Source organism: Chryseobacterium formosense (assembly GCF_900116415.1).
In the GTDB taxonomy this organism is placed as follows: Bacteria; Bacteroidota; Bacteroidia; order Flavobacteriales; family Weeksellaceae; genus Chryseobacterium; species Chryseobacterium formosense.
In genome coordinates this window covers 78,215-90,889 of sequence record NZ_FPAP01000003.1, presented here as the reverse complement: position 1 = coordinate 90,889, position 12,675 = coordinate 78,215, and the positions used below count along the sequence as shown (strand labels likewise).

At 35.3% G+C, this 12,675-nt stretch carries 12 protein-coding genes; 8 read left to right on the top strand and 4 right to left on the bottom strand.

Going from position 1 to position 12,675, the window contains the following annotated elements; translation table 11 throughout:
- The first annotated feature begins 113 nt into the window (after window positions 1-113).
- The 5 genes from fsa (at window position 114) to BM371_RS12080 (ending at window position 5,170) form a co-directional block, all read left to right on the top strand.
- Window positions 114-767, top strand: coding sequence for a fructose-6-phosphate aldolase (gene fsa, locus BM371_RS12100; protein WP_034673636.1), 654 nt, complete (start codon window positions 114-116; stop codon window positions 765-767).
- A gap of 3 nt (window positions 768-770) precedes the next feature.
- The gene (locus BM371_RS12095) at window positions 771-1,619 is read left to right on the top strand and encodes a transketolase (protein WP_034673638.1); all 849 of its coding nucleotides are present in this window, start codon (window positions 771-773) and stop codon (window positions 1,617-1,619) included.
- A 258-nt stretch (window positions 1,620-1,877) separates the two neighbouring features.
- On the top strand, window positions 1,878-2,831 hold the full coding sequence (locus tag BM371_RS12090) for a transketolase family protein (protein ID WP_034673640.1): 954 nt from the start codon (window positions 1,878-1,880) through the stop codon (window positions 2,829-2,831).
- Window positions 2,832-2,943: 112 nt separating this feature from the next.
- Window positions 2,944-4,131, top strand: coding sequence for a galactokinase (gene galK, locus BM371_RS12085; RefSeq protein ID WP_034673642.1), 1,188 nt, complete (start codon window positions 2,944-2,946; stop codon window positions 4,129-4,131).
- The gene (locus BM371_RS12080) at window positions 4,091-5,170 is read left to right on the top strand and encodes a UDP-glucose--hexose-1-phosphate uridylyltransferase (RefSeq protein WP_034673644.1); all 1,080 of its coding nucleotides are present in this window, start codon (window positions 4,091-4,093) and stop codon (window positions 5,168-5,170) included. Before galK ends, BM371_RS12080 begins: the two co-directional genes overlap by 41 nt.
- A gap of 266 nt (window positions 5,171-5,436) precedes the next feature.
- On the opposite strand, the gene BM371_RS12075 is transcribed toward BM371_RS12080, so the two are convergent.
- The 3 genes from BM371_RS12075 to BM371_RS12065 all read right to left on the bottom strand — a co-directional run bounded on the left by BM371_RS12075 (window position 5,437) and on the right by BM371_RS12065 (window position 7,703).
- Entirely contained in the window at window positions 5,437-6,609 is a 1,173-nt protein-coding gene (locus BM371_RS12075; protein ID WP_131430860.1) for a hypothetical protein, read from the bottom strand.
- A 365-nt stretch (window positions 6,610-6,974) separates the two neighbouring features.
- On the bottom strand, window positions 6,975-7,253 hold the full coding sequence (locus BM371_RS12070; RefSeq protein ID WP_034673647.1) for a hypothetical protein: 279 nt from the start codon (window positions 7,251-7,253) through the stop codon (window positions 6,975-6,977).
- A gap of 231 nt (window positions 7,254-7,484) precedes the next feature.
- Window positions 7,485-7,703, bottom strand: a complete 219-nt coding sequence (locus tag BM371_RS12065; RefSeq protein ID WP_034673649.1) for a hypothetical protein — start codon at window positions 7,701-7,703, stop codon at window positions 7,485-7,487.
- A gap of 267 nt (window positions 7,704-7,970) precedes the next feature.
- Between BM371_RS12065 and BM371_RS12060 the strand changes: the two genes are divergently transcribed.
- From BM371_RS12060 to egtB, 3 genes are all read left to right on the top strand, one after another.
- Window positions 7,971-9,665 carry a helix-turn-helix domain-containing protein gene (locus tag BM371_RS12060; protein ID WP_081874522.1) on the top strand — a complete coding sequence of 565 codons (1,695 nt, stop codon included), beginning with the start codon at window positions 7,971-7,973 and terminating at the stop codon, window positions 9,663-9,665.
- A 75-nt stretch (window positions 9,666-9,740) separates the two neighbouring features.
- Window positions 9,741-10,724, top strand: coding sequence for an L-histidine N(alpha)-methyltransferase (gene egtD / locus BM371_RS12055; protein WP_034673651.1), 984 nt, complete (start codon window positions 9,741-9,743; stop codon window positions 10,722-10,724).
- A 15-nt stretch (window positions 10,725-10,739) separates the two neighbouring features.
- Window positions 10,740-11,930, top strand: a complete 1,191-nt coding sequence (egtB, locus tag BM371_RS12050; RefSeq protein WP_051882571.1) for an ergothioneine biosynthesis protein EgtB — start codon at window positions 10,740-10,742, stop codon at window positions 11,928-11,930.
- 50 nt (window positions 11,931-11,980) lie between these two features.
- Here the strand turns inward: egtB and BM371_RS12045 are convergent, their stop codons facing one another.
- On the bottom strand, window positions 11,981-12,667 hold the full coding sequence (locus BM371_RS12045) for a DUF421 domain-containing protein (protein ID WP_034673654.1): 687 nt from the start codon (window positions 12,665-12,667) through the stop codon (window positions 11,981-11,983).
- Window positions 12,668-12,675 lie beyond the last annotated feature (8 nt).

Below are 12,675 nucleotides of genomic sequence, written 5' to 3'. Positions count from 1 at the left end.
TTTCTCTAAAATAAAGATTGTAAATTAATTACATCTAAAATTTCAGAGAAAAATTGTATGAGTAAATATATAAGTGTAATTTTAACACTTAAATAAATTTAACCAAATACTTTATGAAATTTTTTATTGACACTGCCAACTTAGAGCAGATAAAAGAAGCCAACGACCTCGGAATTCTGGATGGAGTTACAACCAATCCGTCCTTGATGGCAAAAGAAGGAATCAGCGGAACAGAAGCTATATTGCAACATTATAAAGACATATGTGACATTGTAGATGGTGCTATCTCAGCAGAAGTCCTTTCTACAACTTACGAAGAAATGATTGCGGAAGGCGAAATTCTTGCCGCGATTCATCCAAATATCGTTGTGAAAATCCCAATGATAAAAGATGGTGTAAAAGCGCTCAAATATTTTTCCAACAAAGGAATCAAAACCAATTGCACCTTGATTTTCTCTGCCGGACAAGCTCTTTTGGCCGCAAAAGCGGGTGCGAGTTACGTTTCTCCGTTTTTGGGAAGATTGGATGATATTTCGACAGACAGTTTGAATCTTATTGAAGAAATCCGTCTTATTTTCGATAATTATGGCTACGAAACAGAGATTTTAGCAGCATCAGTAAGACATAGTATGCACATCATCAATTGTGCAAAAATAGGTGCCGATGTCGTGACTTGCCCGATTCAGCCGATTCTTTCGTTATTAAAACATCCTTTGACAGATTCAGGACTGGAGCAGTTTATCAAAGATTCACAAAAAATGAAATAATTTATGCAACACGATATTTCAAAACTCAATAATATCGCTTCGCAGGTAAGAAGGGATATTGTAAGAATGGTTCACGCCTGTCAGTCAGGTCATCCCGGCGGTTCGCTGGGTTGTACAGACTTTTTGGTCGCTCTTTATTTTGATGCGATGAAAAGAAAAGAAGGATTCGATATGAAAGCTAAAGGCGAAGACGTATTTTATCTTTCCAATGGTCATATTTCGCCTGTTTTTTACAGCGTTTTGGCACACGCAGGTTATTTTGATAAGTCAGAATTGGCAACTTTCAGAAATCTGAATTCAAGATTACAGGGACATCCCACGACACACGAGCATCTTCCGGGCGTTCGCATTGCTTCCGGTTCTCTTGGGCAAGGCTTGTCGGTCGCAATCGGTCACGCAATCGGAAAAAAACTGAATAAAGACGAAAATCTTGTGTTCACTCTTCACGGCGATGGCGAATTGCAGGAAGGACAAAACTGGGAAGCCATAATGTACGCCTCTCACAACAAGGTAGATAATCTGATTGCAACGGTAGATTTTAATGGTCAGCAGATTGACGGACCGACTTCCAAAGTGCTTTCTTTAGGAAATCTAAAAACAAAATTCGAAGCCTTCGACTGGAAAGTTCTGGAAGTAGAAAAAGGCAACGATATGGAAGAAATTCTTAACGTTCTGGACGAAGCAAAATCATTAACGGGACAAGGTCAGCCAATTTGTATTCTCCTTAAAACTGGAATGGGACACGGTGTCGATTATATGATGGGGAGCCACGCTTGGCACGGTAAAGCGCCTAACGATGAGCAATTGGCAAAAGCATTAGCACAACTCGAAGAAACTTTAGGAGATTATTAGACTTTAAATTATTTGACTACGTCGAACCACTACGTTAGGTTTGGGCAGCTTAATCCGCCTTCCGTTCCCGCTTTTTTCTGTCATTGCGAACGAAGTGAAGCAATCTGTAGAACTTTTAGACCATCGCAATAACAGAAAAAGAGCTCCACTCAAGTCGGGCTGCGAGCGATTCACCGCAAACCCAAAAGTCCCAAAGGGACGACTTAACAAAGGATAGGATAAAATCCTATTAAAATCATTTCAACAACAAATCGTAAAATGAAAAAATATACATACACAGAAAAAAAAGACACCAGAAGCGGTTTCGGAGCCGGTCTCGCTGAATTGGCGGACAAAAACCCTGATGTTGTAGCACTTTGCGCCGACCTTATCGGTTCCCTAAAAATGGAGAAATTCATCGAAAAAGCACCGGAACGTTTTTTCCAAATCGGAATTGCAGAAGCCAATATGATTGGTATCGCAGCTGGTTTAGCGATAGAAGGCAAAATTCCGTTTACGGGAACTTTCGCCAACTTTTCTACCGGAAGAGTGTACGACCAGATTCGTCAGTCGGTAGCTTATTCCGATAAAAACGTGAAAATCTGTGCTTCCCACGCCGGACTGACTTTAGGCGAAGACGGCGCAACACACCAGATTCTGGAAGACATCGGATTAATGAAAATGCTTCCCGGAATGACGGTTATCAACACCTGCGATTACAACCAAACCAAAGCAGCAACTATTGCCATTGCAGATTATGAAGGTCCGGTTTACCTACGTTTCGGAAGACCGGTAATGCCTGTTTTTACCGATGAAAATCAAACCTTTGAAATTGGAAAAGCCTGGATGGTGAACGAAGGAAAAGATGTAACAATTATTGCAACCGGACATTTGGTCTGGGAAGCCATCAAAGCTGGAGAAATATTAGAAGAGCAAGGAGTTGATGCAGAAATTATCAATATTCACACGATTAAACCTTTGGATGCTGAAGCAATTTTAAAATCAGTAAAGAAAACAGGTTGCGTTGTAACAGCTGAAGAACACAACAGATTAGGCGGTTTGGGCGACAGCGTTGCTCAGCTTTTGATTACAAAATATCTTGCACCTCAGGAATACGTTGCAGTAAACGACAGCTTCGGAGAAAGCGGAACTCCAGACCAACTGATGGAAAAATACGGATTGACTGCCAATGACATCGTTGAAGCTGTTAAAAAAGTAATGAAAAGGAAATAATTGCTTGATTTAAAATCTGCCACGAGTGTACGAATAAAAATTTATATTTTCTCTAAAAAACATTCGTGCATTCGTGGCAAAAAAGATTTAAAATCATAAATTGCAGTCATCTATGCAGGAGAAATTAATCAATCATACCAAAGAGGCGTTTCAATCAGCCTTTCAATCTGAGCCCGAAAGTTTTTTTCTGGCTCCCGGAAGAATTAATATTATCGGCGAACACGTTGATTACAGCGATGGCTTCGTACTTCCCGCCGCCATCGACAAGCATATTTGTTTTGCCGTAAAAAAGGTGGATGACTCAGAAAACTGTACTTTTTTTGCGAAAGATTTTAATGAATCTTTTAGTTTTAATATTCATCAAAAGCAAACTCCGGTTGAGCAGACCTGGGTCAATTATTTACTAGGCGTTTTCAATGTCATTCAGGAAAGCGGGAAAGAGATTGGTGGTTTGCAGATTGCCTTCAGCAGTACAATTCCGATGGGTTCCGGTTTATCTTCTTCTGCGGCTTTGGAATGCGGATTTGCCTATATTCTCAATCAAATTTTTGATTTAAATTTATCTAAAAAAGAATTGGCGCTCATTGGTCAGAAATCCGAACACACTTTTGTTGGCGTAAAGTGCGGAATTATGGATCAGTTCGCATCCGTTTTTGGTAAAGAGCATAAAGTAATAATGCTCGACTGTAATTCTCTTGAGCATCAGTATTTTGAAGCTAATATCCAAGGTTACAGTCTGGTACTTTTCGACAGTTGTGTAAAGCATACGCATCTTACTTCAGGCTACAACGACAGGAGAAATGATGTTGATAACGGAAAGAAAGTTTTGTGGGAAAAATTTCCTGAAGTAGAAAAATTCCGAGATTTCAGCATTTCAATGCTGGATGAAGTGAGAGCAGAAATAGGAGAGACGTCGTACAAAAGATGTCTTTATCTTCTGAAAGAAATAAAAAGGGTTGAAAAAGCAGCCAAAGCATTATCAGAAGGAGATGTGAAATATTTAGGAGAACTTCTTATCGAAACGCATTCCGGACTGTCTACTGAATTTGAAGTGAGCTGTGACGAACTCGATTTTTTGGTTGAGGAAACTTTAAAGGAAAACGGCGTTCTAGGCTCAAGAATAATGGGCGGCGGTTTCGGCGGATGCAGCATCAATCTTATAAAAGATGAAAATGTGGATGAAGTCATAGAAAACATCACCACAAAGTACAAAGCAGATTTTGACATCGAAATGAAAGTGTACCGTGTAAAAATATCAGATGGAATTAGAGAATACAAAAGAAGTGAATTCGTCATTTAATCAAAAAAATCATCCTCACAGAAGATATAATCCTCTTTTGGATGAGTGGATTCTGGTGTCTCCGCAACGTGCCAATAGGCCTTGGCAAGGACAAACCGAAAAAGTAACCGAAGAAAAACTTCCAGCTCACGACCAGAATTGTTACTTATGTTCAGGAAATGTACGTGTGAATGGTGATAAAAATCCTGATTACCAAGGTGTTTTTGTTTTTGAAAACGATTTTGGTTCTTTGATGAAAGATGATGTTGAATTTTCTGATGAACAGTCAGATTTTTTTACATTAAAACCAGAGCGAGGTATCAACAGAGTTATTTGTTTTTCGGAAAATCACAGCCTTACTTTACCAGAAATGGAAGTTGATGACATCAAAAAAGTGGTAGATGTCTGGCAGCAGCAGTACGAAGATTTGGGAGCTGAAGATTACATCAATCACGTTCAGATTTTTGAGAACAAAGGAAGCGTAATGGGATGCAGCAATCCGCATCCTCACGGACAAATCTGGGCACAGTCGTCGATTCCATCAACGGTTTTGAGAACACAGGAAAATCTGAAAAAATATTTCGAAAAAAACGGAAGTTCACTTCTGGAAGATTATGTCAAAAAAGAATTAGAAGCCGGAGAAAGAATTATTCTTGAAAATGAGGATTTTGTTGCATTAGTTCCATTTTGGGCAATCTGGCCTTACGAAACAATGATTATCAGCAAGAGAAAAGCGGAAAACATCCTGCAGTTTTCTGATTCGGAAAAACTTTCTTTAGCTTCAATAATAAAAGATTTAACAACAAAATACGACAATCTTTTTGAAATTTCTTTTCCGTATTCAGCGGGAATTCATCAATCACCAACAGATGGAAAACTACATCCAGAATGGCATTTTCATATGCATTTTTATCCGCCGTTGTTGAGAAATGCCGAAGTGAAAAAATTTATGGTGGGCTACGAAATGCTGGCAGAACCGCAACGTGATATTACCCCGGAGCAAAGTGCAGAGATTCTTAAAAAACTATCGCTTACACATTATAAAAGCCAATCATATTAAACAGCTGATTCGTTTGGTCTTTTTACTAAATACTTTTATAACAGCTGTAACAACGCTTGTATGCACGTGATTGTATTTTTTACATAAAATATCAATTGACTAATGATAATCAAATACTACAAAATAAAACAAGTAAAATCTTGGTTTCTAGATTCTGTACATTCAAGTATATAATTCCCAAAAATCAGACGAGTGGGGTTAATTAGGTACTGTTTTAAAACAAACTTGTCCCGACTAAATTTTTGAATAAAGATATCTTCTTTAAACTAGTTTAAATATTTTTCAATGTAAAAGTTCAGCATTGATTTTTTATAGGAATTCAAGCCCGAATTAATTATTTCAATCTGATCGTGAAACTCCTTGTGTTTTAAAAGTTTCCGATATTCTCTTGCCAATTCAAGGCGTATCCTTTCTTTAAGAGTGAGATTTCCGAATGGGTCAAAATAAGAATCTATGCGGGATACATCTTTTACGCCGGTCCAAGACCAATTCTCATTATCAATTTTACCGAGCAAAACCTGATATTGATTTAAAGCCTGCTTTGAAGAAATTTTCTCAAAAACTAAAGCTCTTCTTATTTTGAAAAATTCCAGCTCAATTGATTCATCGTTTCCTAACTTTGCTAAAGCATAATCTACCAGTTTCTCGTTGACTTTTCGAATTTGGCTCTGCATCCCAAGAAGGTTGAATGACAGGATAGAGTAGCCGTCCTGTTTCCGGAATTGTTCATTAATTTCCTGCTGATTTGTATTGCCGAATGTAGAAGGTTGAATGATTTGATAACCCTGTCCTATTAAGTTGTTCTCAATATCGTTTTTGTGAAATGCCCCTATAACCACCAATACCGTGTCACGAGAAGAATAATTATCAAGAACCTTTTGAATTCTTTTTGACTGTAGAAATGTACGGTAAAGAAACATACGCCGGGGTAGATCAAATGCTGTCTTTTCTGGTTGTGAAGAGTACCAGGAGGCAATACGTTTTATGTAGTCCTCTTTTTCAGCAAAATACAGATCATCTTCGAAATCGCTTTCTTCAGTAAAGGCAGTAAATCCTAGAAATCCTTCTTTTTGTCTCACAAATCTGGGCACATTGAGATCTTTAATACCAAAGCCCAACTCGGAATCAGTTTCAGAAGGAACCCAGTCAACAGGATAAAGAGGGATGTTGTTTTCCCTGGCATAAGGAACAACTGCAAATTGCTGTTCATAGGTAAATTCATAAAAATCATTTCGTGAAAACTCTTCAGGAGATCGCTCTATACAAATAGCAGATGGTTTAACCTTATTGATAAATGCTCTGATTGCAGCCGGCTGATGGTTATAGTTAATAAGCTGTGTAGAATGTCCGACTCCTAGAATAACCACATTTGGTTTCTGTCCAAACATTGGCATTATTGCTGTGGTGAGACTAAATATTATAAGCAAACTTCTAATCATTTTTAAAACTAATTTTATAGTGATAAGTCAAATGTACAAAAGTCTTCATCATTTAACAAGTCCCCCACTAAAAAATCCTGAGAAAAATTATTGTCTAAAAATTTTCACAATTTATATTTATTGATGGTCAACGATGATAATAAATCGTACGGGATAATATTGAAAAATTATTATGAGGAAAAATTATAGATTCTGATTCTAAAAACATGTTAAAAATTTAGCAATCTTTACTTGCAAAAGGATGAGAAGAATTTATAAAAACCCTCACGCCAAAATAAGTAAAACGCTGTAAAAATCAATGTTTACAGCATTTTTTTGTTTTAGCTATAGTATCAAATTACAATTAATTTAAAAACCTTGAGAAATTAGTTGGTAAACCTCGTTAACGAAATCATTATATTATCTTCCAGTATATTGATGCTGATATTTTGTAGTTCATTATCTGCATTCATTAAAACTAAATTTTCTGATAACTGAAATTCTTCCTCTAACCGTTTGAAATCATATTTTTCGCGCCAAAGTACTTCAGAATAAAAAGGTTTGTGCGCTGTTCCGATATTCGTATTAAGCTGGATGTATCTTCTTGTAATCTTCAACAAATATTCGTCATTGTAAAACACTCCGATTAAATCAGTATCGTTCATAGGTTAATTGTGTAAAATCTATTTTTTAGATTTAGGATTTTATAGATAAAGTGATTGGTAAAACTTAATTATAAATTAAATTGATTTTGATAAGCAAATATGACGGTTTGTTTTAGATATACTTTTTGGAAAGGAAAGCACGTTTATGTATAGGTTGTGTTTTATCATGATTATTTGGTATTGCTTTAGAAACTTTCCAAAAAGTATATCTAGTATTGTCAATTAATATAATTAATTCTTAGTTCGCCATTGATGTCCGGTTTTAGGTGGGTCATTATCTTCTATAGTGGTGTCACGAATACTGTCCTGACCTGACCTTTGGGTAGCATTTGCTTCGGCTGTAATGCTTTCGAGTTTGATATCTTCGAAATTGTTGTCTTCAACTTCCCTGCACGAAATCGTATTCAGGCATAATAAAATACCTAAAGAACTGATAATTTTTAGTTTCATAAATTTTGATTTGAATGTCTAAAAACCCGGCCGGGAATTGTTTGAATTTGTTGATGCTAAGGTATAATGGATAAAATCCCCCTACAAAGGGATGTGGGTCTGATTTTAAAAACACTTACGTAAAAATTTTTAAAATATCGACAAATGTGATTTTAAATAAATTGGTTATCAGTTATTTATGCGTATTTCATTTTTGTTAAATTTTGTCTCAATTGTGTTCAATAAAAATAAAAATAACTAATTTAGCCGGCTGATAAGAGTTTTTTAATGATGGGAAGATTAATCGCAGTCTCAATTTTCATATTTTGTATATCATCTTTTTATGGACAGGATTATTATTCTGAATTAAGAAAGAAGTATTGGGAATTCGAAGAAAATGATGACAAAGCATTCAACTATATCAATCTCTATATTGTAACGGCAAAAAAGCAGAAAAACTATTCAGAATTATTTCAGGCGTATGACGATGCTATTAAGTTTTCTTCCAAACATAAACTGAAATATGCCGATAGCGCAATTGCAGCCGCAAAGATGTCGGGTAATAATGATCTTATCGGAAATGCCTATCTTGGTAAAGGAACAGTCTATTATTTTACGTATCGAAAATTCCAGCCTGCGCTCAATGAATACCTCACTGCAAATAAATATCTGGAAAATTCGGAGGATTTTTTTCTGAAATATCAAAACTTGTATCATATCGGAGTTATCAAGAGTTATTTAGGGCATTATGAGGAAGCTTCGAAGATTTTTAATGATTGTGTCCGTTTTTTTGAATCTAATCTGCAGAAGGATCTTCATCCTAATATTATTTTTAATAACAGGAGAGGATACTACAATTCGCTACATCAGTTAATTGTATCTTATCAGGGATTGAAACAATTCAATAATTCAGAGTTGTTGATAAAAAAAGCTTTAAAAAGCCTTCCGGATGGAGAGGAGTTTTCTCAGGAAAGAAGTTATTTTTATAAAAGTTTAGGAGTAAACGAATTCTATTTAAAAAGATATGATAATTCATTAATCAACCTCAACAAATCGCTTTCCGGTTTAAAGAAAATCAATGATTTTTCATGGTCATCCGTTGTTTATTTCTACTTGGGCCTAAGCTACTCAAAAAAAGGAGAAACCGCTAAATCTCTTGAAAATTACAAAAAAGTTGATTCTATCTTCAATCAATACACATACATTATTCCTGATGTGAGAAATAATTATGAAGAATTAATAAAATACTACAGAAACTCCAAAAATCCTAAACAGGAGCTTTATTATACAAAACAGCTTTTGAAGGTAGATAGCGTTCTTTCCTATGATTTTAAATATCTAAGCAATAAAATTCATAAAGATTATGAAACAAAAACATTGCTTGCCGCTAAAGCCGAACTTGAAGAAACGAATAACACCAGCAAAATGCTATTGTTGGTTTCATTGGTATTATTAGGTATTCTTGTATTCATGGTTTTCTATTGGTTCAGAAGAAAAAAAGAAATTCAAAGAAAATATGATTATCTGATCCATGAGATCAATTCAGCAAAAATAGAAGAAAATGCATCGGCGACAGATTCAAAAGAAAGAAATTCTAAACTTGACTCTGCTGTTGTGACTAATCTTAGAAGAAAGTTTGCCGAATTTGAAAAAAATAAAGGTTTTCTTGAAAAGGGCATCACTGCAGGTCGTCTTGCAACAGAATTTGAGACCAATGCAACTTATTTGTCTCAGTTTATGAATGAATTCAAAGAAAGCAATTTTAATACGTACATCAACAAATTACGAATAAAATATGCTGCTGATCAGATATACAGACACAAAGACTGGAGGAAATATTCTGTCGAAGATATTGCCAATGCCTGCGGATTTAGCAATCGCCAAAGTTTTTCAAATTTTTTCTATGAGCAAAATGGTATTCGCCCGGCTGAGTTTCTGAAAAAGGTACGAGAAGAAATGATGTTGCAAAAAATTGCTGACTAAATAAAAATATATTCGGAATATTATTCTAAAGGGTGGCAAGATAGTTGTAATTGATTACAGATCAAATTACAAACTATGAAAATTCAATTAGCTGAAGATCTTCCGATTGATAACCATTCGAAGTCTGATTTTTGCAAAGACGTTCTGGAAGGATTGAAACAGAATCCGAAAAAACTATCCTCAAAATATTTCTATGATAAACAAGGCGATAAATTATTTCAGAAGATCATGGAAATGCCTGAATATTACTTAACCAACTGTGAACTTGATATTTTCCAAAACAAAAGCAATATTATTACTGAAAGTTTACAATTACAAGGTCAAGCATTTGATATTATTGAGTTAGGTTCGGGAGATGCAACAAAATCAAAGTATTTGCTGAAATTCTTAAGTGAAAATAATTTCGATTTCAATTATATGCCGATTGATATATCCGGGAATATACTCCATGAATTACAGAGAAATCTGGAGATTGAGATGCCTGATCTTACCGTTATTCCTTTAGAAGGAGAGTACTTTGAAATGCTTGAAAAAGCGTCCGGAATTTCTGCAAGAAAAAAGATCGTACTTTTTCTGGGAGCTAATATAGGCAATATGAACAAACAGGAAGCTTTTCAGTTTTGCAAAGATATTAGAGCCAAACTCAATGCAGGAGATGTGTTTTTAGTAGGATTTGATCTTAAAAAAAATCCTCAGACAATACTTGATGCATACAACGATCCTGCAGGAATTACTGCTGCATTCAATCTTAACTTACTTGCAAGAATTAATCGTGAACTTGATGCAGATTTCACCATTGAAAATTTCAGACATTATCAGAATTATGAACCTGATTCAGGGGCGTGCAGAAGTTTTCTCGTTAGTTTAAAAAATCAGGTTGTAACGGTTTGTGACGAGCGAATTTTATTTGATGAAAATGAATTTATTGATATGGAAGTTTCTCAAAAATATTCGGTTGAAGAAATTGGTCAAATGGGAGAAGCTGCAGGATTTCATGTTGCAGAAAATATTTATGATTCTAAAAAATGGTTTGTTGATTCAATCTGGTATGTTTCATAATTTAAAATCGCAAAAATGATAGAGAGTTCAAAATACAAAAAAGAAGAAAAGTCTCAATATTGGATAAGTCGTTATCATGATGTAAGAAAACAGTCAGAAAAAATCTGTGAGCCTTTGCAGACCGAAGATTACGTTGTACAGCCCGTAGTGGATGTAAGTCCTCCAAAATGGCATCTGGGACATACAACTTGGTTTTTTGAAACATTTATATTAATGCCTAATCAACCGAATTATCAAGTTTTTGATCCGCAATACAATTTTGTCTTCAATAGTTATTATGAAACGATAGGAGCTCGTGTAATTCGCACTGACAGAGGGAATCTAAGCCGACCTTCTGTAGCTGAAATATACAATTACCGACAATATGTAGACGAAAAAATGAGTGAATTTTTACAGAGTGATTATTTTAAACCTGAACATATTGAATTGTTGGAATTGGGTCTAAATCATGAACAACAACATCAGGAATTGCTGGTTACAGATATTAAATATATTTTAGGTCATAATCCACTTTTTCCGGTATATAGAGATAATTCATTAAAAAAGACAGCCATTACGAGCGATATTAAAATGCTTAAATTTCCTGAAGGCGTTTATGAAATAGGTTTTGAAGGAAATGGTTTTTGTTTTGATAACGAGCTTGGAAGACATAAAGTTTATCTGAATGAATTTGAAATAGCAGATCGTCCTGTCACTAACGGTGAATATCTGGAATTTATGAATTCTGGAGGTTATGATGATTTTAAATACTGGCATGCCGAAGGGTGGGATTGGGTGAAAAATACAAAAGCTCAATCTCCACTGTATTGGCATAATATCGATGGTAACTGGATGATTTATACTTTGGAAGGATTAAAAAATATTGATTTGGATGACCTTCTCTGTCATATTAATTTTTATGAAGCCGCTGCATTTGCGGCCTGGAAAGGGATGCGATTGCCGACGGAAGAAGAATGGGAAGTTGCTTTCGATCAATTAAACTGGGGAAAAAGATGGGAATGGACAAATTCTGCATATTTACCTTATCCGGATTATAAAAGAGCTGCAGGAGCGGTGGGAGAATACAACGGCAAGTTCATGATTAATCAGATGGTTTTGAGAGGAGCATCCGAAGCTACGCCTGAAGGACACAGCAGAAATACATATCGCAATTTCTTTCCGACCAATTTGCAATGGCAGTTTACCGGTATCAGGTTGGCGAAATAATTTTAGCAAACATAATTTGTTATTTTGATTTTCACGTAAGACTTTGTCTATTATATTGTTCTCACAGTCTTGATTGCTTTTACCCACTCATTATGGTTACATCTTTTACAATCATTTGGGCCTTTTTGTAATAATGTTGAATTACCGCAATAAGTACAGGAATACATATCTTCATATACGATCGTTGTAAGTTTTTTATTGTAGGCTTTTGGTAATACAGGCAAACCATAGACAACTTCTTCGTCTGAAAAATAATAAAAACTTATATTCCCTGTAGTTTCAAGAATGGCGGTTTTTACCTGTCCTAGATGTTCGATAGATTCCTGTCGCATTTCTGCAAAAAATTCATCCTTTGCAAAAGTATGATCATTTTTAATTCCTAATACAAATTGCCCTTCTTCGATAACATATAATGGTTCACCTTCTACCAAATCTTCGAATTTTTCGCTTTTGCTGGCAAAGTAAGTAATGATTCGGTAGATGATAATGATTATTGCAAAAACAATAACAGACGGTAGAATAGGATTTTCCTGATTAAACATCGGATCGCCTGCTGCAGAACCCAGTGCGATGATAATGGCTACCTCAAACAAAGATAACTGTCGTACTCCTTTTTTGCCTGAAAGCCTTAATATCACTAAAACCAGAATAAACATAATGATAGTCCGGATAAAAATTTCAGTGATATAACTGATGTTCAGTTCTCCTACAAAAATCTCATTCCAATTTAAATTCATAATCCTTT

Bases quoted from the DNA above. Each gene is read 5' to 3' on its own strand.
- fsa (WP_034673636.1), top strand. From the start codon at position 114: ATGAAATTTTTTATTGACACTGCCAACTTAGAGCAGATAAAAGAAGCC.
- BM371_RS12095 (WP_034673638.1), top strand. From the start codon at position 771: ATGCAACACGATATTTCAAAACTCAATAATATCGCTTCGCAGGTAAGA.
- egtD (WP_034673651.1), top strand. From the start codon at position 9,741: ATGAAAATTCAATTAGCTGAAGATCTTCCGATTGATAACCATTCGAAG.
- BM371_RS12060 (WP_081874522.1), top strand. From the start codon at position 7,971: ATGATGGGAAGATTAATCGCAGTCTCAATTTTCATATTTTGTATATCA.
- egtB (WP_051882571.1), top strand. From the start codon at position 10,740: ATGATAGAGAGTTCAAAATACAAAAAAGAAGAAAAGTCTCAATATTGG.
- BM371_RS12065 (WP_034673649.1), bottom strand. From the start codon at position 7,703: ATGAAACTAAAAATTATCAGTTCTTTAGGTATTTTATTATGCCTGAAT.
- BM371_RS12075 (WP_131430860.1), bottom strand. From the start codon at position 6,609: ATGATTAGAAGTTTGCTTATAATATTTAGTCTCACCACAGCAATAATG.
- BM371_RS12070 (WP_034673647.1), bottom strand. From the start codon at position 7,253: ATGAACGATACTGATTTAATCGGAGTGTTTTACAATGACGAATATTTG.
- galK (WP_034673642.1), top strand. From the start codon at position 2,944: ATGCAGGAGAAATTAATCAATCATACCAAAGAGGCGTTTCAATCAGCC.
- BM371_RS12080 (WP_034673644.1), top strand. From the start codon at position 4,091: ATGGAATTAGAGAATACAAAAGAAGTGAATTCGTCATTTAATCAAAAA.
- BM371_RS12090 (WP_034673640.1), top strand. From the start codon at position 1,878: ATGAAAAAATATACATACACAGAAAAAAAAGACACCAGAAGCGGTTTC.
- BM371_RS12045 (WP_034673654.1), bottom strand. From the start codon at position 12,667: ATGAATTTAAATTGGAATGAGATTTTTGTAGGAGAACTGAACATCAGT.